Annotated in this window: 27 protein-coding genes and 1 tRNA gene; 10 read left to right on the plus strand and 18 right to left on the minus strand. The window is 66.1% G+C overall.

Features of this window, described 5'->3' with window-relative positions; all coding sequences use genetic code 11:
• Positions 1–35: 35 nt before the first annotated feature.
• From ACFX4F_RS01230 to ACFX4F_RS01245, 4 genes are all read right to left on the minus strand, one after another.
• Positions 36–533: an Ohr family peroxiredoxin gene (locus tag ACFX4F_RS01230; protein WP_099820549.1), complete on the minus strand. Its 498-nt coding sequence runs from the start codon at positions 531–533 to the stop codon at positions 36–38.
• 50 nt (positions 534–583) lie between these two features.
• Positions 584–1,351: an SDR family oxidoreductase gene (locus ACFX4F_RS01235; RefSeq protein ID WP_099820548.1), complete on the minus strand. Its 768-nt coding sequence runs from the start codon at positions 1,349–1,351 to the stop codon at positions 584–586.
• Positions 1,352–1,466: 115 nt separating this feature from the next.
• Positions 1,467–2,495 (minus strand): LysR family transcriptional regulator, encoded by a 1,029-nt coding sequence (locus ACFX4F_RS01240; RefSeq protein ID WP_165787274.1) that lies wholly within the window; start codon positions 2,493–2,495, stop codon positions 1,467–1,469.
• Complete coding sequence (locus tag ACFX4F_RS01245) at positions 2,492–2,767, minus strand: sigma factor-like helix-turn-helix DNA-binding protein (protein ID WP_380651439.1); 276 nt, start codon at positions 2,765–2,767, stop codon at positions 2,492–2,494. Before ACFX4F_RS01245 ends, ACFX4F_RS01240 begins: the two co-directional genes overlap by 4 nt.
• A 123-nt stretch (positions 2,768–2,890) precedes the next feature.
• Here ACFX4F_RS01245 and ACFX4F_RS01250 point away from each other — a divergent pair, with 123 nt between their 5' ends.
• The 3 genes from ACFX4F_RS01250 to ACFX4F_RS01260 all read left to right on the plus strand — a co-directional run bounded on the left by ACFX4F_RS01250 (position 2,891) and on the right by ACFX4F_RS01260 (position 4,778).
• Entirely contained in the window at positions 2,891–3,370 is a 480-nt protein-coding gene (locus ACFX4F_RS01250; protein ID WP_099820546.1) for a carboxymuconolactone decarboxylase family protein, read from the plus strand.
• 35 nt (positions 3,371–3,405) lie between these two features.
• On the plus strand, positions 3,406–3,813 hold the full coding sequence (locus tag ACFX4F_RS01255) for a cupin domain-containing protein (RefSeq protein ID WP_099820545.1): 408 nt from the start codon (positions 3,406–3,408) through the stop codon (positions 3,811–3,813).
• 83 nt (positions 3,814–3,896) lie between these two features.
• On the plus strand, positions 3,897–4,778 hold the full coding sequence (locus ACFX4F_RS01260) for an RNA polymerase sigma-70 factor (RefSeq protein ID WP_099820544.1): 882 nt from the start codon (positions 3,897–3,899) through the stop codon (positions 4,776–4,778).
• A 301-nt stretch (positions 4,779–5,079) separates the two neighbouring features.
• On the opposite strand, the gene ACFX4F_RS01265 is transcribed toward ACFX4F_RS01260, so the two are convergent.
• The 7 genes from ACFX4F_RS01265 to ACFX4F_RS01295 form a co-directional block, all read right to left on the minus strand.
• Positions 5,080–6,033 carry an alpha/beta fold hydrolase gene (locus ACFX4F_RS01265; protein WP_099820543.1) on the minus strand — a complete coding sequence of 318 codons (954 nt, stop codon included), beginning with the start codon at positions 6,031–6,033 and terminating at the stop codon, positions 5,080–5,082.
• A gap of 91 nt (positions 6,034–6,124) precedes the next feature.
• On the minus strand, positions 6,125–7,045 hold the full coding sequence (locus ACFX4F_RS01270; protein ID WP_099820542.1) for an MBL fold metallo-hydrolase: 921 nt from the start codon (positions 7,043–7,045) through the stop codon (positions 6,125–6,127).
• Positions 7,046–7,359: 314 nt separating this feature from the next.
• A complete protein-coding gene (locus ACFX4F_RS01275; RefSeq protein ID WP_099820541.1) occupies positions 7,360–8,424 on the minus strand; it encodes an alpha/beta hydrolase in 1,065 nt (354 codons plus the stop codon).
• A gap of 76 nt (positions 8,425–8,500) precedes the next feature.
• The gene (locus ACFX4F_RS01280; RefSeq protein WP_099820540.1) at positions 8,501–8,800 is read right to left on the minus strand and encodes a hypothetical protein; all 300 of its coding nucleotides are present in this window, start codon (positions 8,798–8,800) and stop codon (positions 8,501–8,503) included.
• Complete coding sequence (locus ACFX4F_RS01285; protein WP_099820635.1) at positions 8,788–9,003, minus strand: hypothetical protein; 216 nt, start codon at positions 9,001–9,003, stop codon at positions 8,788–8,790. Before ACFX4F_RS01285 ends, ACFX4F_RS01280 begins: the two co-directional genes overlap by 13 nt.
• Positions 9,004–9,046: 43 nt before the next feature.
• The gene (locus ACFX4F_RS01290; RefSeq protein WP_243380183.1) at positions 9,047–9,304 is read right to left on the minus strand and encodes a hypothetical protein; all 258 of its coding nucleotides are present in this window, start codon (positions 9,302–9,304) and stop codon (positions 9,047–9,049) included.
• 97 nt (positions 9,305–9,401) lie between these two features.
• Entirely contained in the window at positions 9,402–9,629 is a 228-nt protein-coding gene (locus tag ACFX4F_RS01295; RefSeq protein WP_133119616.1) for a hypothetical protein, read from the minus strand.
• A gap of 167 nt (positions 9,630–9,796) precedes the next feature.
• Here ACFX4F_RS01295 and ACFX4F_RS01300 point away from each other — a divergent pair, with 167 nt between their 5' ends.
• On the plus strand, positions 9,797–10,099 hold the full coding sequence (locus ACFX4F_RS01300) for a hypothetical protein (RefSeq protein ID WP_089237115.1): 303 nt from the start codon (positions 9,797–9,799) through the stop codon (positions 10,097–10,099).
• A gap of 17 nt (positions 10,100–10,116) precedes the next feature.
• Here ACFX4F_RS01300 and ACFX4F_RS01305 read toward each other — a convergent pair whose 3' ends face one another.
• Positions 10,117–10,551, minus strand: coding sequence for a hypothetical protein (locus ACFX4F_RS01305; protein WP_243380180.1), 435 nt, complete (start codon positions 10,549–10,551; stop codon positions 10,117–10,119).
• Between the two features lie 81 nt (positions 10,552–10,632).
• Between ACFX4F_RS01305 and ACFX4F_RS01310 the strand changes: the two genes are divergently transcribed.
• Both ACFX4F_RS01310 and ACFX4F_RS01315 read left to right on the plus strand, forming a co-directional pair.
• Positions 10,633–11,274 carry a glutathione S-transferase family protein gene (locus ACFX4F_RS01310; RefSeq protein ID WP_099820633.1) on the plus strand — a complete coding sequence of 214 codons (642 nt, stop codon included), beginning with the start codon at positions 10,633–10,635 and terminating at the stop codon, positions 11,272–11,274.
• 170 nt (positions 11,275–11,444) lie between these two features.
• A complete protein-coding gene (locus tag ACFX4F_RS01315) occupies positions 11,445–11,765 on the plus strand; it encodes a hypothetical protein (protein WP_099820537.1) in 321 nt (106 codons plus the stop codon).
• Positions 11,766–11,783: 18 nt separating this feature from the next.
• Here the strand turns inward: ACFX4F_RS01315 and ACFX4F_RS01320 are convergent, their stop codons facing one another.
• The 6 genes from ACFX4F_RS01320 to dtd all read right to left on the minus strand — a co-directional run bounded on the left by ACFX4F_RS01320 (position 11,784) and on the right by dtd (position 17,156).
• Entirely contained in the window at positions 11,784–12,389 is a 606-nt protein-coding gene (locus tag ACFX4F_RS01320; RefSeq protein WP_380651451.1) for a hypothetical protein, read from the minus strand.
• 100 nt (positions 12,390–12,489) lie between these two features.
• Positions 12,490–13,569 carry a hypothetical protein gene (locus tag ACFX4F_RS01325; protein WP_133119615.1) on the minus strand — a complete coding sequence of 360 codons (1,080 nt, stop codon included), beginning with the start codon at positions 13,567–13,569 and terminating at the stop codon, positions 12,490–12,492.
• Between the two features lie 496 nt (positions 13,570–14,065).
• Positions 14,066–14,141, minus strand: a tRNA-Ile gene (locus ACFX4F_RS01330).
• A 44-nt stretch (positions 14,142–14,185) separates the two neighbouring features.
• Positions 14,186–14,497 carry a hypothetical protein gene (locus tag ACFX4F_RS01335; protein WP_099820632.1) on the minus strand — a complete coding sequence of 104 codons (312 nt, stop codon included), beginning with the start codon at positions 14,495–14,497 and terminating at the stop codon, positions 14,186–14,188.
• 277 nt (positions 14,498–14,774) lie between these two features.
• Entirely contained in the window at positions 14,775–16,625 is a 1,851-nt protein-coding gene (gene rpoD / locus ACFX4F_RS01340; protein WP_099820534.1) for an RNA polymerase sigma factor RpoD, read from the minus strand.
• A gap of 90 nt (positions 16,626–16,715) precedes the next feature.
• A complete protein-coding gene (gene dtd, locus ACFX4F_RS01345) occupies positions 16,716–17,156 on the minus strand; it encodes a D-aminoacyl-tRNA deacylase (RefSeq protein WP_099820533.1) in 441 nt (146 codons plus the stop codon).
• A gap of 61 nt (positions 17,157–17,217) precedes the next feature.
• Here dtd and ACFX4F_RS01350 point away from each other — a divergent pair, with 61 nt between their 5' ends.
• From ACFX4F_RS01350 to ACFX4F_RS01365, 4 genes are all read left to right on the plus strand, one after another.
• A complete protein-coding gene (locus tag ACFX4F_RS01350) occupies positions 17,218–18,138 on the plus strand; it encodes a lauroyl acyltransferase (protein ID WP_099820532.1) in 921 nt (306 codons plus the stop codon).
• A gap of 75 nt (positions 18,139–18,213) precedes the next feature.
• Positions 18,214–19,347, plus strand: a complete 1,134-nt coding sequence (ribA, locus tag ACFX4F_RS01355; protein ID WP_099820531.1) for a GTP cyclohydrolase II RibA — start codon at positions 18,214–18,216, stop codon at positions 19,345–19,347.
• 112 nt (positions 19,348–19,459) lie between these two features.
• Positions 19,460–19,936, plus strand: a complete 477-nt coding sequence (locus ACFX4F_RS01360; RefSeq protein ID WP_099820631.1) for a PH domain-containing protein — start codon at positions 19,460–19,462, stop codon at positions 19,934–19,936.
• Entirely contained in the window at positions 19,933–21,474 is a 1,542-nt protein-coding gene (locus tag ACFX4F_RS01365; RefSeq protein ID WP_099820530.1) for a PH domain-containing protein, read from the plus strand. The genes ACFX4F_RS01360 and ACFX4F_RS01365 overlap by 4 nt, the downstream gene beginning before the upstream one ends.
• Positions 21,475–21,570 lie beyond the last annotated feature (96 nt).

Below are 21,570 nucleotides of genomic sequence, written 5' to 3' on the forward strand. Positions count from 1 at the left end.
CCACGAGCGGCCGCACGATATTCGCGACAGGATGTCTAGTCCACAGCCACCCTCACCACATGGCTGATGCCACGATGGAACATCTTCGCGTAGGGGCAGACCCGCTCGGTGTTGCGCACCAGTTCGGCTGCACGTATCGGGTCCATGCCAGGCAGGCACACCACGATCTCGGCCGACAGCAGGTACAGACCGTCCACGGGATCGCGTGCGAACGTCACCGCTACTTCGATGCTCGGGTCGACCAGTTCCAGCCCCGCACGCGCAGCCACCAGCACCATCGCGCCGTGGAAGCAGCCGGCGTAGCCCGCCGCCAGCAGCTGCTCGGGATTGGTACCGCCACCGGCTCCCCCCAGCTCGGCAGGCAACCGCAGGTCCACCGACAGCGCGCCATCATCCGACCGCACCACGCCCGACGCGCGGCCGTGGCCGGCCGCGCCACCGCAGACCCGCACCCGTCCGGTATACAGCGGGCGCACCTCATCACCGCGGTACTTGTCGAGCACGCTGGTCGAAGGAGGCTTCAGCTCGGTCATGGCAGGCTCCTGCAGCGGAAGACACACATGAAGCGCGTATCCACCACGGATCAGGCCGGCTGACCCTGCGCCAGCCCGGACTGCTGCAACCAACGCTCGAAGCCGATGGTGCCGAGCCATGCCTGTCCCACCGGTACCAGGGTGTCCTGCTGCAGCTGCGCACCGAAGTAGCGCGCCTGGGTATCGCCGATCACCTCGCGTGCATCACCGGTCGCCTGCAGGAAGCGATGGGCCAGCGCCGCCATCGATTCGCGCTCCGGTCCCGCGATCTCCACCACGCCATTGACCGGCGCCTGCTGTGCGATGCGCGCAACGGCATCGGCCACATCCTCGGCGGCGATCGGCTGCACTGCGGCGGTAGGCAGATGCAGGGTCTGGCCATCACCGGCGGCCTGGATGATGCCCGGCAGGAACTCGAAGAACTGCGTCGAGTGGATGATCGTGTACGCCAGGCCCGAATCACGGATCAAGCGCTCCTGGGCGATCTTGCCGCGGAAATAGCCGCTGGCCGCCAGCTTGTCGGTACCCACCACCGACAACGCAACATGGTGGCGCACGCCTGCCAGTGCCGCGGCCGCCAGGATGTTGTGGCCGGCAGTCACGAAGAACGACAACACCGCGGCATCTTCGAACGAGGGCGAGTTGGCAAGGTCGACCACGACCTCGGTGCCTTCCATCGCAGCGGCCAGGCCTTCGCCGCTCAGCACATCGATACCGGTGGAAGGTGCAGCGACGACGATCTGATGGCCTGCCGCATGCAGGCGATCAACCACCTTGCTGCCGATACGGCCGGTGCCACCGATGACGAGAATCTTCATGACAGGTCTCCTGGAGCGTGGACGGTGCGGATGGGGTTGCATGCTAGGAACGCGTCGGCCTTGGCAGTAGATCCGCAGCGGGCCACGCACTGTTGCCGCATCGGCACCAATACGCTCATGCCCATGCCGCCGCATCGCGCTGCACCGCCGCCTGCTGTTGCGCCTCCCAGTGCGAAAACACATCCAGATCCAGCGAACGTATGCGTTGGGTGCTGAATTCGATGAACGCGCGGATCCGCTTGGGCAGCTGGCGTCGGCTGAGATAGCACAGGTAGTGGCCGCGATCGTGGGGCGCGTAGCGGTCCAGGCAGGTCAATACAGCACCTCTGCGCAGCGCATCGCTTACCTGGTAGCTGGGCAACTGGGCGATCCCCAGCCCGTCGATCACTGCCTGCAGCACAAGATCGGCATCATTGAACACCACCTCCGCCGGCGGCTGCAGATTCACATCCTGGCCGTCCACGCGGAAATCCCAGCGTTGCAGGCGCCCGCCGGGCAGGCGTCGGCCGATGCACGCGTGGGCGGACACGGCCTCGACCTGCTCCGGCAGGCCGTGCGCCTTTGCATACGCAGGCGACGCACAGATCACCAGCTGCATGGGTACCAGCTGTTTGGCGATGACCTGGCTGTCTTCCAGCACTCCATCGCGGAAGGCCACATCGATGCGGTCTGCTGCCAGGTCCGGCACCTGCTCGTCCAGCAGCAGCTCCACCGAGACCTGCGGATGCTCCGCACGGAAGGCAGACAGCAGCGGCGCGATCACCCGGCGTCCGAAGCCATGGGTCGCACTGATCCGCAGATGCCCGCGCGGCGGCCCCTCACGCAGATCGCGCATTTCGTCCAGCGCCTGCAGGATGCTCGCAACGCCCGGGCTGCAGCCCTCCAGGAACATCTCACCTTCGCGGGTCAATGTTGTCGAACGCGTGGTACGCAGGAACAGGCGCACGCCCAGCTGTCCCTCCAGCTTCTGCACGCTGCGGCTGACCGCCGAACGACCAATGCCAAGGCGATCTCCTGCACGGGCAAAGCTGCCTTCAGCGGCTACCGCGATGAACGCCAGTACGCCGGCGTAACTGGTGGAAAAGGACGCATTGAGGGAATCACGGCCGTCGCTGGCCAGACAGGACTGCGGCATGACGTTCATGGTGTTCCAGGCTCCAGGGAGTCGCGTCGGGCGAGCAGGTGGGCGCGTGCATGGTCCAGGCGCTGGCGGCACGTCGTCAGGTCCAGCCCCAGCAGGGGCACGATGTCTTCGACGCCCGCACCCAGCACGTCATGCAGCAACAGCACGGCCCGCATGTCCGGCGGCAGTTCGTGCAACGCGGCAAGGAAGGCCTGCCAGACCCGTTCACTGGCGGGGCAGACTGCACGGTGCGGGGCAGATGAGGTGTCCATGCCCGGCAGACGGGCGAGCACCGGTACCTGTGACAGGCCATTGGTGATTTCTGCACAACACCGCGCGGCCCTGCCCCCGCCTACCGGGCCTCGGTCAGCGGACGTAGCCTCGCTGCGTCCCTCAACTCCCTCCGGAACATCGCCATGAACCAACGCCTGGACTACGCCGCGCAGTCGCCCGAACTCTTCAGGAAGCTCGGCACCTTCTCGCATGCCGCGCACAACGGTTCGATCGAAGCGGCCATCGTCGACCTGGTCAACATCCGCGCTTCGCAGCTCAACGGCTGCGGGTTCTGCCTGGACATGCACGTGAAGGAAGCGACGATCCGCGGCGAGCGCCCACTGCGCCTGCACCATGTCGCGGCGTGGCGCGAATCGAACCTGTTCAGCGCGCGCGAGCGTGCCTGCCTGGCGTGGACCGACGTGCTCACCCACCTGCCTGCGCAGGGTATTCCGGACGACGTGTACGAGCGCGTGCGCAGCCAGCTGTCCGAACAGGAAATCGTCGATCTGACCTACGCGGTGATGGCGATCAACGCCTGGAACCGCGCCAACGTCGCCTTCCGTACGAAGCCCGGCTCGCTGGACCAGGCCTTTGGCCTGGACAAGGCCGGCCTGGCCTGAGCTTCGACTGCACACGTTCCTGCTGGAGACCTGCCATGCGTTCGCTCCGTTCCTTCGCCCTGCTGGCCCTGTTGCCGTTGACCAGCATTGCCGCCACACCGCCGCCGAGCGCGCCCGAGCCCATCGTGCGCGAGGTCATGACCCGTCCGTTGCCGGAGCAGCCGGGCAAGGAAGCACTGATCCTGACGGTGCAGTACCCACCCGGCGGCGCCGATCCCGTGCACCGGCACGATGCCCATGGCTTCGTCTACGTGCTGCAGGGCCGCATCGTGATGGGCGTGGCCGGCGGCCGCGAGGTGACCCTCGGCCCCGGCGAAGCCTTCCATGAAGGACCGGACGATCTGCACACCGTGGGCCGCAATGCCAGCCAGACCGAACCTGCCACGTTCGTCGTGTTCCTGATCAAGGACATCGGCAAGCCGGCGGTGCTGCCGCCGCACTGACCGCCTCCGGTCCGGCGCAACACCAGCCACCTTCACAGGTCTGCCGATGTCACAATCGGCGGACCTGTCCCGTCTCTGCTGGCATGGACGACCCCACTGCACTGTTCACCCGCCTACGTCCGCGCCTGTTCGGCGTGGCCTACCGCATGCTCGGCTCCTCGCACGAGGCCGAGGACGTGGTGCAGGACGTGTGGCTGCGCTGGCACGGCGCCAACCAGCAGGACATCGAGAACGCCGAAGCCTGGCTGGTGGCCACCACCACCCGCCGCGCCATCGATGGCCTGCGCCTGGCGCGGCGCACGCGCGAGCACTATGTCGGCATGTGGCTGCCCGAGCCGCTGCTCACCGAAGACACCGGCACACCCGAGTACATGCTGGAGACGGCCAGCGACCTGTCGGTGGCCTTCCTCAATGTGCTGGAGCGGCTGGCGCCGGACGCACGTGCCGCGTTCCTGCTGCACGATGTGTTCGACCAGGATTACGACGTGGTGGCACGCACGCTGGACAAGACCGAAGCCGCCTGCCGGCAGATCGTGCACCGCGCACGCCTGCAGCTGCGGCAGGAGCGACCGCGCTACAACGTGCCGCAGGACGTGCACCAGAAACTGATGCGGCGTTTCGCCGAGGCCATCGCCAATGGCGACTTCAGGACGATGAAAACCCTGATGGCCGAATCGGCAGTGCTGATCGGCGATGGCGGCGGCATCGTCACCAGTTTCCCGAAACCGATGGTCGGCGGTGCACGCATCGCGCAGCTGCTGTATGCCCCGCACCTGCGTCGCAAGGACCAGCTGCGGATGGTCCCGAGCGTGATCAATGGACGACTGGGGTTGCTGCGTTACTTCGATGGCGTGCTGGAATCGGCCATGGCCTTCGATACCAACGGCGAGCAGATCGTGCAGATCCTGGTGCAGCGCAATCCGAACAAGCTGCAGAGCCTGAAACAACCAGCCTCGATCCAGTAGATCCACGCCATGCGTGGATGCTGTTGGCTTCACGCAAAGCACAGCCACGCATGGCGTGGCTCTACTGGCGGGCTCTCTACCCTGCATGGATCCAGTAGATCCACGCCATGCGTGGATGCGGTTGGCTTCCTGCAAAGCACAGCCACGCATGGCGTGGCTCTACTGGTGGGCTCTCCACCCTGCATGGATCCAGTAGATCCACGCCATGCGTGGATGCGGTTGGCTTCCTGCACAGCACAGCCACGCATGGCGTGGCCGTACCGCCCTTCTCGCGCCGCCTGCCTGAGGGCTGCGCCTGCCGCTACTTCTGCTGCAGGAACGCCAGCAGGTCCTGGTTGACCTTGTCCTTGTGGGTCTCGGTCAGGCCATGCGGCGCACCCGGGTAGACGATCAGCCTGGCACCTTTGATCAGCTTGGCCGACATCCGTCCAGCCACGTCGATCGGCACGATCTGATCGTCGTCGCCGTGGATGACCAGGGTGGGCACATCGAACTTCTTCAGGTCGCCGCGGAAGTCGGTCGCCGAGAACGCCGCGATCGAGTCGTAGGTGTTCTTCTGGCCACCCAGCATGCCCTGCGCCCACCATGCATCGACCATCGCCTGGTTGACCTTTGCACCCGGCCGGTTGAATCCATAGAACGGGCCGGACGGAATGTCCTTGTACAGCTGCGAACGGTTCTCCCGCTGTGCCTTGCGGATGCCATCGAACACTTCGATCGGCACGCCGCCGGGATTGTCTGCGGTCTTCAGCATGAACGGCGGCACCGAACTGATCAGCACGGCCTTCTTCACACGGCCTGTTCCATGGCGGCCGATGTAACGCGCCACTTCGCCACCGCCGGTGGAGAAACCCACCAGCGTGACGTCCTTCAGATCCAGCGTGTTGATCACCGTGGCCAGATCATCGGCATAGTGATCCATGTCATTGCCGTCCCACGGCTGGCTGGAACGACCGTGGCCGCGGCGGTCGTGGGCGACCACGCGATAACCGTGGTCGGCCAGGAACATCATCTGCGATTCCCAGCTGTCCGAATCGAGTGGCCAGCCATGGCTGAAGGTCACCACCGGCCCGTTCTTCGGGCCCCAGTCCTTGTAGTACAGCTGCACGCCATCGGCGGTGGTGATGATGCTGGCGGTGCGCGCGACAGCACTGGGGGCGGACGGGTGTGCCGGCTCGGCGGCCTGGGCCGACAGGCCCGCCTGCATCGACAGGGCCAGGACAGTTGTGGCGAGCGTGCGGGTAACGATTTTCATGGTGGACCTCCAGCGGATGGGTGGGTTTCGACAGGGGCTACTGTGCGCCCCTGGCCGGGACCATTGGTTACGTGAAGTCCAGAAAACTTGATCAGAAATCCCAGAACACCGGCACCCAGCGGAACGCCTCGTCCTCGCGGGACACGCGGCCCACCGACGGGAACGGCAGGTGCGTGGCCACCAGCATCTCGCCGGTCCCGGCCAGCGCGTCCAGCAGCTCGATGCGCACGCGCGCCGCTTCTTCCGGGTCGTGCTCGAAGCCGTTGTGCCAGTTCGGTTGATCGAAACCGACCGCGAACACCGCATCACCCGCAAAGGTCAGCGCCTGGCCACCCGAGGCAACGCGTACTACGCAGTGGCCCGGCGTGTGGCCACCGGTGCGGCGCGCGACCACACCCGGTGCGATCTCCTGCTCGTCCTCGAAGGTATGCACGAAGCTGCCGTACTCGGCCCAGAAATGCGTGGCGGTCGACCGCAGCGCGTCCGGGAACCCTTGCGGCATGTTGGTGCGGGTGAAGTCGGGCGATTTCCAGAACGCCACTTCCGATGCCGCGACGTGGATCTTCAGGTCCGGCCGCAGCTGCGCCTTCACCCCGTCCACCAGCAGGCCGCCGATGTGATCCATGTGCATGTGGGTGATCACCACATCGGTGATCTCGCGCAGGTCGATGCCAGCGGCGCCGAGGCGACGGATCAACTGCCCAGCGCGCGGCAGCTGCAGGTCCGGGTCCATGCCCAGGCCGGCGTCGATCAGGATGGTGCGCTCACCGCTGTGCACCACCATCACGTTCAACGCCCAGTCGAACGCATCCTGCGGCAGGTACATCTCGTCGAACCATTCAGCACGCTCGGATGCCTGCACGTTGTGGCCGAGCATCTGCGTCGGCAACGGCAGCACGCCGTCGCTGACCACGAGCACGTCGATGTCACCGACTTTCAGCGCATAGCGCGAGGGAACAAGCTCGTCGAGCGCGGGCGCGACAGGAGTAGTGGTGTTTTCCAGGCTGAACATGAGGCGATCTCCACGAAGGTTGGCTGGCGGGCAAACAGGCAGGGCTGGCTGGCATTTCCGGGGCAAGCCTTCGCACGGCGCAGGGCATGGCGTTGCCGGGCAGCAATGCCCAGCAGCACAGCGCTACCTGGTTCGATTGAAGGCAAGATCCACGAGCTGTCGTGGACCCGGAGCACGGCAAGGGCCGTGTGGGATCAGCGTAGGCAACGCAGGGAGCGGGCAGTAGGCCCGCAGGCGGGCTCGCAGCGTTGCCTTTTGGGAAGCAGTGGGCGGCGCGGTTCCCCACCTGTCGACTGCCGCACGGTGAGCTGTGCTCAGCCGTCCTTGCCCATCAACCAGCGAATGGCCTGTGGGAACGAGGTCTTCCAGTCGTCCGGATAGAAGTGACCACCCTGATGGGTACGCGACCTGAGCTCGTTGCCATCACTGAAAAGGGCGCGGAAATCCGCACTCATCTTCTGGTTGGCCGGCCCTTCCTGTTCGCCATTGATGACGAACACCCGCTTGCCGTGTGCGCTGCTCTGCGTAGGCACCGGCTGGCGCCAACCGCCCGGCGACACCAGCAATGCACCGGCGTAGTCATCGGGGTGCTGCGCCAGCAATGCACCGGCATGCTGCGAGCCTTGCGAGAAGCCCATCAGATAGACCTGCCTGCGGTCGATGCACTGGCGTGTGGCCAGCTGCTCCAACCCCTTCTGCACCACCTTGTGCGTGCCCTCATACGGGCCGGTCCAGCTGAAGCTGTCGAACGACTCGCGCATCTCCGTGCCGTTGATGCCCAGCAGCACCACACCGGCATCGGCCAGCGGCTGCTTGCTGCTGTCCAGGTGGCCGTTGATGCCGTAGCCGTGCAGCCACACCAGCACCGGCGCACAGGCCGGCATCGCAACACCCCTGGAAGGTTGCAGCACCGAGATGGCACCCACCTTGCCCGCCGACACCTTCGTGTAGCGCGCCTGCGTGTTGGCCAGCACCTGCTTGAAGAACGGCGTTGCGCGCAGGTGCTCGAAGTCATCGTTGTCGGCCAGCGCGGGCGCGAACCACATGCCACGCTCATCGGCTTCACGCAGATAGCGCTCGGCCAGCGCATCGTCACCGCGGCGAGCGAACAATGCCGCTGCGTGGTACGGCGCCTGCGCCAACCTGGGGTCTTCGCGGGTTGCGGCCAGATAGAGCGCCAGCGACTGCAGCAGCGTGGCGTCGTCTTCCTCGGCCTTCTCCATCAGTTCCTGCGCATCATCGGCGTTGATCAGGGCATTCAGCACCGGGCTGATCGACTTGAACGCGATGGTCGACGCGCTGTCCTGTTCGTCGGCGCGTGCACTCGTCGTGCAGACAGCCAGCGCCAGGAGAACAGCAAGAGCAGACAGCTTGGGCATGGAAATCTTCCGTGATTGCGGCGACGCGCGGGGCGCGCAGTCTAGCAACCTCGGGGCCGACCAGATCAGCGTGCACTCAACCGTAGGCAGGATGGCTGCCGGTAAGCACGCCCATCGAGAACGCGTAGCCCGCTTCTTCCAGCAACAGCCGCATGCGCAGTTCCGCGCGGCGTGGAACGCACAGCCCGCTGGGTGCGTACAGCGCATAGACGAAGCCGGCGCCTTCCACGTGTTCACGCCGGACCGAGCAGTTGTTGGTCTCGGCGGCATCGGACCACACGGCCCGCAGCTTCTCCGGACCGATGGACTGGCCGTTGCGCAGGCGGAACGTCAGCCAGCGCACGCCCAGCGGCGGATGGTAGGTCAGCTTAGCCATTGCGCACCTTCAATACGGCGGCGGAGATGGTCCAGGACGCCCGGCTGCAGATCGGGATGCTCGTTGCGCGTGGACGCCGGCAGATCGATGCGGACAGCGCCGTTGACCAGCGCGGGGGGATCGGTGTGCAGGTCAATCCACCATCCATCGGGAAGGCGAAGCCCGTGTCCGTCCCTATCATAGAGGTTGATCTGAAAAGACATGACGCTCGCTCCCATTGGAATTCGAGCATACGCCTGCGCAATGTCACTCCAGACTGCGACCCGTCGACGCGCTCTCCTCAACGCGCTTGACGCAGACGAAGACGAACGCCTCGTCCTGCTGCACCTTCAGGAAGGAATCCAGCCATCGTGCAGCAGCGCCGCGATTGCCGATCACGCCACCGAGTTCCTCGGTAAGGCAGCGCGCGCACTCCATCCCACCCGGACTGGGCGCCTGGCAGGCGCGGCAGCGCGCCATCGTCGTCGTTCTTGCTGGACGGCACTGGTACATGATCTTCGTCATCAGGCTTACCGCACGGGCATGTGATGGCATCAGCGCGCTTCCCGAACGTTGCACAGAGGAACGCCGCGCAACGCGCGGCCTCTTCTTCGCTTACTGCTCAGCGACGGGCGTCGCGGCCCGGTTCGCTCTTCTGTTCCTGCCCGGACTTCTGCTGGGCACCTGGCTTTGCATCCTGCTGGACCTGCTGTTCCTGCTGGCGCTGCTTGCCGTCCTGCTTCTGGTCACCGCCCAGTTCGTTGCCATCGGTCTGCCCCTGCTGGGCAGCCTGCCTGGTATCGGTCGAGGCATTGTTGCGGTCGGACTGGCCTTGCGTGTTGTTGTTCATGTCTTGCTCCACCGCAGCGATCTGCTGCAACGCCACTGTGTGCGTCGGCCGGTTACGCAGCTGCATCGGATCGCGCCAATAATGAACAGCCGCCATGAACAGCCGTTGATGCACACGGGGTACTGACACGCCGAGGTGTACGTTGGCGTTCCAACAGGAGAAGTCTCATGGAACGCATCACCAACAAGGACTTCGTTGACGTCGAGCGCGAGCTGCAGCACTGGCAGGCCGCGTTCCAGACCGGCGATCTGCCCGCCATCAACTTCCGCCACGAGGTCGCACCGGTCATCCGCCTGGCGTGCGACATCTACGTCCGCAACCCACACGGCACGCGCACGGCGTGGCTCACCGATCTGCAATCACGGCTCGCATTGCGCACCAGCCTGCGTGGCCACCCGGGCTCGGCGGAAATGGCGATGGGCTGCTGGGCCCGACTGTCCGGGCCGGCATTGGTCCCGCAGGCAGGCTGAAGCGTCCTGCGCGAAGCTCACTCCTCGCCTGCGTGCAGGTTGCCTTCCTGCATCAGCTGATCGTTCAAGCGGTTCACCAGCGCAATCACAGCATCGGCCAGGGCACGCGCATCGGCGATGGAGCCATGGAAAGCGATGCGGGTGCCCTCCACCCTCACTGCCGCCAATGAAAGCTGCGACGCCAGCGTCGCGCATTGCTGCAGGAAGCGGTCAGTCCACTGTTCATCGGGCGCCTGATCCAGAAGCGCTGTGATCGCTTCATCGGCAGCGGCATCGACCTGCTGGTGAAGCCGCGGCACGTCGAACCCAACGATCCGCGGCAGTCTGGACGTGCTCACGTACTTCCCCAAGGGTGTGCAGAAGGGCAGTATCGCGTCACCACGCATCCCACGCGAACCGCGCCATGTGAACCGTTCATCCTGCCGGCCATGGCCTGCGTGCCCGGAGATCACCTGTGTCGATTCCAGGGTCCCTCGCACGTCGGTGGAAAGAAGGCCGGCCAACCAGCTCGGCTATCGCCGATGGACATCCCGATGACCCCGATCCTGACCGCATTCAAGCACTCCCCGGACCGTGGCCAGGGCCTGGCCCGCGACATGCGCGTGCGCTGGGCGCTGGAAGAACTGGGCGTGGCGTACGACGTCCATCTGCTCTCCTTCGGGGAGATGAAGCAGCCGGCGCACCTGGCACGGCATCCCTTCGGGCAGATTCCCACCTACGAAGATGGCGAACTTGTGTTGTTTGAATCAGGCGCGATCGTCCTGCACCTGGCCGAACAGCACCCCGGGTTGCTGCCCGCCGATGCGAGCGCGCGCATGCGTGCGATCACCTGGATGTTCGCCGCACTGAACACCGTCGAGCCGCCGATCGTCGAACGCTCCATGGCGTGGGTGCTGGAACGTGAGCAGCCATGGTATGCGCAGCGGCTGGTGATGCTGGACGAGCGCGTGCGCAGGCGCCTGGGTGAGCTGTCCGCGCGACTGGGCGATGCACCGTGGCTGGACGGAGACTTCAGCGCTGGCGACCTGTTGATGGTGTCGGTACTGCTGCGGCTGCACAGCAGCGGCATGGTCGATGAGTATCCCGCGTTGGCCGCCTACATCGCCCGCGCAACGCAGCGGCCCGCCTACCAGCGCGCGTTCGCCGCGCAGCTGGCGGCGTTCCAGAACCCGTAGCTCCACGCCGCTCCCAGTAGCTCCACGCCATGCGTGGAGAACGCCATCTGCCCACTGCAACCATTCCCCGGCGAATGGTGAACACCCCGTAAAACCGACGTCGCGCGTGCTGACACGTGCGCTGCACCATCACCTACGCTCGGGCTCCGCCCCCCGCCCGGAACCGGATCATGCCTTTGATTGCCATCGCGCTTGCCTCAGCACTGTCCGCCCTGCCTGACATCGGCTGGGAGCGCGAGCGGGCCGAAGATGCCCACCAGCTCATGCTGTGCCAGATCCACCGTGACCAGCTGGCCGATCGTGGGGAAGAGTCGCAGACCTACCAGCAGGCCAAGGCCGTCTGTGATCTGCTCGCCCGCGAGTACAAGCAGAACTGGGATTTCGACGCCCACGATGCGCTGGCTGCGGAGGCAGTGGACTTCTTCGACCTCCTGCAGCGCGGTGAGGCCACTGCCGTGCCACCGGGCAAGGCCGATCACGTTCTCGAGTGATCGCCGCCCTGTTGAAGATCAGAGGATGACGGCAGCAAACAGGCCGACAACCCCTGCCGTCGTCAGCAGGAACGAGAGCACTACCGAGCCAAGCGCACGCAGCGCCGATCCGCCATTCAAGGCTACGAAGGCCCGCGTGCGGGTCCACAGGTACCACACCACCGCCAGCGCGCCGATGGCGGGTGCGGTGAACGGGCCGGCCTGCATCGGCGAAGCGGCTGCCGCCTGCGCCAGTGCGAGTGCCACCACGAAGGGGCATGCGATGAACGCCTGGATGGAGAAAGGCTCGCGCAGCGTCTCGCGGTTCACGGGCAGCCGCTGGCGCCGAAGCGTGCCAAGCGCCGCGCCAAGTGCGTACACGCAGAACACGGCAGAGCGGGTGAGCAGTAACCCCTGCTCGCTGCTGAAAAGCAGCTGCCCTACCGGCGTACTGAGCCTGGGCGAAGACATGCGCAGTGCCATCTCCAGCGCATGGGCGATGGCCACCGACAGGATCAGCATCAGCACCGGGCTGATCGCATCGGAAAACCTGTGTTCCAGATCCTTGCCCAGCTCGCGGCGGGTGTAGAGCGCGACCTCGCCGGGGTGAATCAGTACCCGCCAGAACATCCGCGGATAGAACACCAGCCAGCCGACCAGCTCGTAGAGGAATTCTTCCAGCGATCGCAGCAGTCGTATGAGGTCCATGACCGCCGTGGATAGCGTGCGGGGCGTGAAGCGGGGATCACGGGGGGGATTCGCAGACGGAAGCCGCCGCCTCCAGCAGCGGCCCCACGGCAAGTGCTGGTGCCGGGCGTTCGGCGGGGAATGCAGCCGCGATTGCCTTGGCTGCGCGATCAGCGTGCGGCTGGGCATACCATGACGAATCGCTGGACAGTACTTTCCCACGCACTTCCCGTTCGAACCGGTACTGGCCCCAGTAGATGGCCAACGGTTCTTCCAGTGCGTTCAGCGGATTGGGCAGGGCCAGCGCACTCGGGCACAGCCGCGCGAACGCCGCCGCCAGCGCCTCCCGGTTGGCTGCAGGCTGCCCAGCCGACAGGAAGTGCGCGTACTCATGCAGCACGATCGGCGCCCAGTCATCCTGCACGTGCTGATCCGAGAACAGCACAATGGAGCCACCGCGCAGCTTGGCCTGGGTGCGGTTCGAATACGGCCACCACACGAATCGCACATGAAAGGTGGGGGCGGCCTCCACACCGTAGAAGGTGCGCAGGCGCGCGGCAAATGCGGCGGCCATCGGCGCCGCCAGTTCCTGGGTCAACGTCTCCTGTTGCTGGCTGAAGCGCGCCGTCCCGGTCAGCAGCGCGCGTGCGCGGGGCGCAAAGCGTGCATAGAAACGCCTCAGCAGTTCCCGGTCACCAGCCGCCTGTGCGGCGATGGCGGCCTCGGTGGCGGCAGAGAATGATGCCGCGTTCTGGAAGTAGCCCGTGTATGGGTCGCCAATGCGTGTATCGCTGCCGGCAAACAGGCTGTCTGCCAGAGGCCGCTTACCCTCGTCATTACGGGCCATCGGGGAAGTGCGTTGACGAAACCGTGCGTAAGTCTCGAGCGCAGCACGATCCTTCGCGTCCAACCCGAACCTGCGCTCCCAGTCCTGCTGGTAGATCGCGTTGGTATAGCCCGGCAGCCAATCGGGCAGGTTGTCCAACAGATTGAACAGATCAAAAGCTTCGTCGTAGCCCACCGTTACCAATGGAGGCGCATGCGGCGTCGAGCCTCCCGACCCGGCGCGTGCCCACTGGGGCGCCAGCAGAAGAATGGCGATGCACACGAAATGCACTGCCTGGGATCTGAATGACATCCGACATGCTCCTGGATGATCGGGTGGCCCGATTCGAGCATGGCGCCGAAGGTTCCACAACGTGACCATCGGCAGGGGCTGACAGGGCTCCGGCCTCGGCACTGCTCGTGGCCGATGCCGGCGCTGGCACGCCCCTCCCCCTCTTCACAACCCCGGGCAGATTGCCGCCGCGTATTCCATTGAAATGAAAACGTGCGAAACGAAGGAGATCCCGCTTTCCCGTCTCGACGAGCCCAGGCTCCAACGACACGAGGCTCCAAACAGGAGATGCGCTGATCGAGCCGCGGAGAACGAATCAGATTGTGCATTTCCAAGGTGAGGATCCATCGGAAGAAGGCCGCGCTGGCTCAGCTCCGAAGTGCAGCAGGGGGACGAGACGAATGGCAGCTCCCAACAGCGGCATGGGCACCATCACGAATGTAGGCACCAGGTAGGCACCAAACGAAAAAGGCACCGCAGAGCGGTGCCTTTTGATGGCCTAAGCCATTGAATGCAATGGTGGGCCCACCAGGATTCGAACCTGGAACCAAAGGATTATGAGTCCTCTGCTCTAACCGTTGAGCTATAGGCCCTGCGCAGCGTCACAGTGTAGTGGAGCACGGCCGGAGTCGGCTACTCAGCCGGCAGCAGCAACCACTTCGCCAACACGCTGCAGCCGTCTCTCCGCCATCCCCGCCAATCGCTCCATCTCCTGCAGATGCGCCTGGAACAGCGCCACCGCCTTCATGGCACCTTCCAGCCCCGTGCGGTTGCCACCGGCAAACCCCGCAACCAACTGCTCTCCTGACTGCGTCAGCAGCGCCAGCGTGGCCCGTCGGGCGAAGCCCAGCCGGTCTTCCCGTTCGTCCTGCATGACGTCCTCCCACGTCATCAACGGCGGGAAATCCAGGGCAGCGACAACAGGCACATCATGTTCAACAGCCTTCATGGCCAAGCTCCAATGCTCAACAGGGTTGATGCCGCAGATGCACGCAGTGCACGTGTCCCTGCAGCGCGTCTGCATCGGTGCCGGTGATCCCAGCCCGCCCACGAGGTGTGTTGAGCACCTGCGACGCCAGAGTGCGTTTGTCGCCCCGGAACGTCAAAGGGCGGATGCGTCACCGCCAACGGAAGCCTGCAGCAGATCCCCCAAAGAAAAACCCCGCCGAAGCGGGGTTTCTCTCGACAGAAGCCGTTGCCGAGCATGGCTCGGCACTACCTGGAGATCAATCGATATCCAGGAAGCTGCGCAGCTGCTCCGAGCGGCTCGGGTGACGCAGCTTGCGCAGGGCCTTCGCTTCGATCTGGCGGATGCGCTCGCGGGTCACGTCGAACTGCTTGCCGACTTCCTCGAGGGTGTGGTCGGTGTTCATGTCGATGCCGAAGCGCATGCGCAGCACCTTGGCTTCCCTCGGGGTGAGGCCGGCCAGCACGTCGCGCACGGTTTCAGACAGATTGATGTTGGTGGTGTTCTCGATCGGGGACTCCACGTTGGTGTCCTCGATGAAGTCGCCCAGATGGGAATCCTCGTCGTCGCCGATCGGGGTTTCCATCGAGATCGGCTCCTTGGCGATCTTCATCACCTTGCGGATCTTGTCTTCCGGCATGTCCATTTCCTTGGCCAGCTCCTCCGGCGTAGCCTCGCGGCCGTACTGCTGGAGCATCTGGCGGGAAATGCGGTTCAACTTGTTGATCGTTTCGATCATGTGCACCGGAATACGGATGGTGCGCGCCTGGTCGGCGATCGAACGGGTGATGGCCTGGCGGATCCACCAGGTCGCATACGTGGAGAACTTGTAGCCGCGACGGTACTCGAACTTGTCCACGGCCTTCATCAGGCCGATGTTGCCTTCCTGGATCAGGTCGAGGAACTGCAGGCCGCGGTTGGTGTACTTCTTGGCGATGGAGATCACCAGGCGCAGGTTGGCCTCGACCATTTCCTTCTTGGCCTTGCGCGCCTTGGCTTCGCCGTAGGCCATGGCACGGCTGAGTTCCTTCAGCTCGTCCAGGTCCAGCAGGGTGACCTTCTCGATATCGATGGTGGCCTGCTGCTCGGACACGATCTGGTCCTTCACTTCACGCAGCGCCGAAGACCACTTCTGCTTGCGCTTCAGTGCGTCTTCCACCCATTCCAGGTTGGTCTGGTTGCCTTCCCAGGAACGGATGAAGTCCTTGCGCGGCATGCGGGCAGTGACGGTGGCCAGGTTCAGCACGCGGCGCTCGTGGGCCTTGATGCTGCCCATGGTGTCGCGCAGCTGCTTGGTCAGCACGTCGGTCAGCGGCAGCGGCAGCTTCAGGGTGACGAACACCGCCGACATCTCCTCGCGGAGCTTCAGCAGGTTCTTCTTGTCGCCCTTGGCAACAGCCTTCTTGAAGGCGTTGAGGGCATCGCCCAGCGCCTGCATGCGCGCGGCGACTTCCTCCGGATCCGGACCGGTCGGTGCGGCTTCTTCATCGCCGCCGTCGACGTCGTCTTCTTCCTCGTCGGCGTCCGCGTCGGCATCGTCCGCGTCATCGGCCACGGCAGCGGCGGGAGCCGGCACGTCGTCGGTCAGGTCGTTGAAGCCGACGATCACTTCGGCAAGGCGCTTGCGGCCTTCCTTGTGCGCTTCGTAATCGGTCAGCAGCGATTCGACCGACACCGGGAACTGGCCGAGTGCGGCCTGGACCTGGGACAGGCCTTCTTCGATGCGCTTTGCAATGGCGATTTCGCCTTCGCGGGTCAGCAGCTCGACGGTACCCATTTCGCGCATGTACATGCGCACCGGGTCGGTGGTACGGCCACCTTCGGTGTCGAGCGCGCTCAGCGCGGCGGCCGCTTCTTCGGCTGCGGTGTCGTCGACCTCACGGTTGCCCGTGTTGCCGTCGTTGAGAAGCAGGGTTTCCACATCCGGAGCAACTTCATGGACATCAATGCCCATGCCGTTGATCATGCCGATGATGTCTTCGATCTGTTCCGGGTCGACCATGTCGTCCGGCAGATGGTCATTGACTTCGGCATAGGTCAGGTAGCCCTGTTCCAGGCCCTTGCTGATCAGTTGCTTGATTTCGGATTGGGCAGGACGTTCGTTGGCCATGTAGTGCTCGCGCCACCGGCTAGGGGGAAATAGGGAACGTAGCATTATACCAGCCCGGGGCCCGGCCTGCCGGGCGGTGGTCCCGGTGGCCTAGGGCCTGAGGAGGAAGGTCACGGGACCGTCATTGACCAGGCTGACGACCATATGGGCACCGAAGCGGCCCGTTTCCACCCCCGGCGCGTGATTTTCACGACAAATGTCGACAAATCGATTGAACCCGCGTTCAGCCTCCTCCGGCGGTGCCGCGCTGGTAAAGCTCGGCCGCATGCCGGAACGGGTGTCCGCGGCCAGGGTGAACTGGCTGACCAGCAGCAGGCCGCCGCCGGTATCACGCAGCGAGCGGTTCATTTTGCCGGCCTCATCTGCAAACACACGGTAGCCGAGCACGCGTTCGGCCATCCGCTGCAGCTGGGCCTCGGTATCGCCCGGCTCCATGCCGACCAGGGCCAGCAGACCGGGGCCGATCTGCCCTACCGCTTCCCCTTCCACATGCACGGCGGCCTGGCTGACACGTTGAATCAGGACGAGCATCGGCAGGCTTCCAGGCAAGGGGCCGGCCACGATAGCAGCGCCCTTGGCTAAACTGGGGGAGATGAATCCACACCGCAAAGCCCGGCTGGTCTACCGCGCCACCACCCTGTTCGCCCGCCTGCCCTGGCCGCTGCTGCGCGGATTCGCGCGCGCCCTGGCCTGGACGTGGGTGCGCCTCGATGCCCGCGAAAGCCGCGTCACCCGCCGCAACCTGGAGCTGGCCTACCCGGAACTGGACGCGCCGGCACGCGACCGCCTGCAGCGCGACCTGCTGCGCTCCACTGCCCTGCAGGCCATCGAGACCCTGCGCCTGTGGAGCCGGAAGCCCGAAGACAACCTGCGCCTGCACCTGAAGGAGCGCCACGGCCAGGCGCTATACGACGCGGCCTTGGCCAGCGGCAAGGGCGTGATCGTGGCGGCCCCGCACTACGGCAACTGGGAGCTGCTGAACCAGTGGCTGGCCTCGCGCGGGCAGATCGCCATCGTCTACAAGCCGCCGGAGGACGAGGCCAGTGATGCCTTCCTGCAGATCGTGCGCGGCGGCCACAACGTGCAGCAGGTGCGTGCCGAGGGCCCGGCCGTGCGCCAGTTGTTCAAGGTACTCAAGGACGGCGGCGCCACCGGCATCCTGCCCGACCAGCAGCCCAAGGCCGGCGACGGGGTGTTCGTGCCGTTCTTCGGCGTGCAGGCGCTGACCATGACCCTGGTCAACCGGCTGGCCGAGCGCACCGGCGCGACGGTGCTGTACGGCTGGTGCGAGCGCATCGGCCCGGACATGGAATTCGCCCTGCACATCGAGCCGACCGATCCGGCCGTGGCCGACCCGGACCCGCAGGTCGCCGCCACCGCGCTCAACGCAGGCATCGAACGCATCGCCCGCCGCGACCCGGCGCAGTACCAGTGGACCTACAAGCGCTATACGCTGCGGCCACCGGGCAGCGGCGAGGAAGACCCGTACGCGACCGACGAGCATCCGCACTGAGAGCCGCTGCACCCGGCCTGCGACACACCGCCGCAGCACGTTGAATACGACGCTGGCGCCCCCATAGAGACACCGATGTCCGCCTCCCCCGGTCCTGCCATGTCTGCTTCCTCCCTGTTCGGTGATCCGGCAGCGATCCGCTGCGAGCGCGCGGTCGCCGAACTGCGCGCCGGTCGTCCGGTCCTGCTTCACGATGGCCAGGGCCAGCGCCTGGCGGTGATCGCGCTGGACAGCGCTACTGCCAGCAGCTTTGCCGCCTTCGCCAGCGCCGCGCGCGAGTGCCATTACCTGTACCTGACCGCCACCCGCGCCCGCGTGCTCGGCGTGGAGGCACCCGAGGGTGCACGCCTGCCATTGGCTGGCATTGCGTTCGATGCCCTGCCCTCGCTGGGCTACCTGCGCGAACCCGGGCCGATGCCCGCGGCCTGGAGCGCAGGCGATGCGTTCGATGCCGGCGCGGTGGAACTGGCCCGGTTGGGCCTGCTGCTGCCGGCGATGGTGGCCGTGCGCCTTGAGGCGGCCGACAACACCTTTGATGGCGCCGCCGACGTCGGCCTGTGCGACCTGGCCGAAGGCGCTGCGCATGCCGCACATGATTACGAACTGGTGGCGCGTTCTCCGGTGCCGCTGCGCGATGTCGGCATGACCACGTTCGCGGTGTTCCGCGGCGGCGTCGCCCAGCGCGACCAGGTGGCGATCATCGTCGGCGAACCGGACCTGTCCGCCGTGGTGCCGGTGCGCGTGCATTCGTCCTGCCTCACCGGCGACCTGTTCGGTTCGCTCAAGTGCGACTGCGGCGACCAGCTGCGCCGTGGCCTGCGCAAGCTGAAGGAACTGGGTGGCGGCGTGCTGCTGTACCTGGACCAGGAAGGCCGCGGTACCGGCATCGCCGCGAAAATGCGCGCCTACGGCTATCAGCATGACGGGCTGGATACCATCGACGCCGATGCGCAGCTGGGCTTCGGCGCCGACGAGCGCCGCTATGGCAGCGCGGTGGCGATGCTGCGCGGGCTGGGTGTGTCCCGTGTTGCCCTGCTCAGCAACAACCCGACCAAGGCGCAGCGTCTTCGCAACGCCGGCATCGAAGTGCTGGACTGCATTCCGGTGACCGGCGAGATCACCGCCGAGAACGAGCACTACCTGCGCACCAAGGCCGACCGTGCCGGCCACCTGCTGGACGTCGACGCGCTGATCCAGGCCGCCCAGTAACGCGGGCGACCTGCTAACGTCTGCGCGGTGCGGCCATCACCGCGCCTGCCCGCCCTGCTGCCCGACGGACGCCCGCGTGACCGAACTTCCCTTGCCTGTTGCCGCCGCCGAAATGCCCCTCGACCACTGGCACCCCCTGCCGCGGCGCGCTGCCCGGTTGGCGGCGCTGGAGGGCGCCTTCGGCGGCCTGTTCATCCCCGGCGCACCGCTGGCGGCACTCTGGTGGTTCTTCGATCTTCCCGGCGGCCTGTGGGCGGCGTCTCTGGGCCTGCTGGCCGGCATCGCCTTCGGCGGCTGGATCGGCCATCGCCGCCTGACCCGCACCCGCTGGCGGCTGGATGCACAGGGCCTGGGCCTGCGCCGCGACCTGATGTGGCAGCTGGAGACCCGCATTCCCATTTCGCGCGTGCAGCACCTGGACCTGCGTCGGGGACCGCTGGAGCGGCGCGCAGGCTTGGCCACGCTGATCGTGCACACCGCCGGCACCCGCCTGAGCGCAGTCACCGTCAACGGCCTGGACGAAGCCGATGCCGAGCGCCTGCGTGACACCCTGGCCCATCAGCTCGACCAGGACGCCGACGCCCTGTGAGCCTGCCGCCGCCCCTGCCGCCGTCGCTGCCCAGTGGTGGCGAAGAGCATCGCCTGCACCCGTGGTCGTGGCTGTTCGTGCTGTTGATGCAGCTGCGCCACTATTTCCTGCCGCTGATCGCATTGCTGGTGTTCGGCCAACGCGGTGACCGCGATCCGATGTGGGCACAGTTGATCCCGTTGACCGCCATCGCCGCACTGGTGCTGGTCTCGGTACTGCAGTACCTCAGTTACCGCTATCGCATCGGCAACGATGCGATCACCGTGCGCAGCGGCCTGCTGGCGCGCAACCGGCGTGAGATTCCCTTCGCCCGCATCCACAACGTGGAAGTGCGGCAGAACCCGTTGCATCGGTTGTTCGGGGTTGCCGAGCTGCGCCTGGAGTCGGCCGGCGGCGTGCGCCCGGAAGCGGAGATGCGCGTGCTGCGGCTGGACCAGGCGTTGGCCCTGGAACAGCTGGTGCGCCAGCGTGGACAGGCGCCCCAGCCGACGCCGGGCGACGCGCCGGCTGCCAGTGTCGTGCCGTCCGACGACGAGCAGGTCCTGCTGCGCCTGTCGAGCTGGGATGTGCTGCGCATGGGCCTGCTGTCCAACCGTGGCTGGGCACTGGCGATCGCCGCCTTCGGTGTTCTGTTCCAGACCGTACCGCGCCCGGTGATGGACGACGCCATCCAGCGTGGCGGGCGCGAGGCCTTCGGCTACGCCAGTCATCTGCACACCGGGGTAACCGGTGGGCTGGTGCTGCTGGCCGCGGTATTGCTGCTGGGCTGGCTGCTGCTGCGGGTGTTGTCGGTGGTGCTGACGCTGCTGCGTTACCACGGCTTCACCCTCAGCGAGCGCGAGCGGCGCCTGACTGTCTCCACCGGCCTGCTCAGCCGCACCCGCAGCAGCGTCGCACGCCGCCGCATCCAGGCCTGGACGCTGGGCGAGAGCACCCTGCAGCGCTGGTTCGGGCTGCGCCAGCTGCGCATCGACAGCGCCGCCGGTGGCACCGCGCGCGATGACGATCGCGCGCTGCGCGAACTGGCACCGCTGGCAGGCGCCAGCGCCTGCGACGGGCTGGTGCGCCACCTGCTGCCGCAGCTGCAATGGCCGCCGCAGCAGTGGCAGCCGATACCGCAACGTGGATGGTGGCGACTGTCGTTGTCCACGTTGCTGACAGTGCCGTTGCTGACCGCCGCGCTGTACTGGCGCTGGGGCCTGCCGGCGCTGGCACTGCTGGCCTGGCTGCCGGTCAGCCTGTTGATCGCGCACCGGCAGATGGCACGGATGGGCTGGCACCTGGACGGCCAGTTTGTGGCGGTGCGCGGCGGCTGGTGGAAGCGCTGGTGGCGCTGGGCCGAGCTGGACAAGGTGCAGGGCCTGCGCCTGCAGCGCTCACCGCTGGACAAGCTGCTGGGCACGGCCAGCCTGCAGCTGGACACCGCCGGTGCGCACGGCGATGTGGCACTGGCGCTGCGCTACCTGCCGCGAGCGCGTGCACAGGCGTTGATGGAAGAACTGGCGACGGCGCTGGCGCGGCGGAAGCTGCGCTGGTAAGCGGCCGAGCGTTGAATTGACCATCCACGCATGGCGTGGATCTACCGTAGAGCCGAGCCCATGCTCGGCTTGCCGCAGCCGAGCATGGGCTCGGCT

This window comes from Stenotrophomonas sp. YIM B13575 (genome assembly GCF_042787595.1).
In the GTDB taxonomy this organism is placed as follows: Bacteria; Pseudomonadota; Gammaproteobacteria; order Xanthomonadales; family Xanthomonadaceae; genus Stenotrophomonas; species Stenotrophomonas lactitubi_B.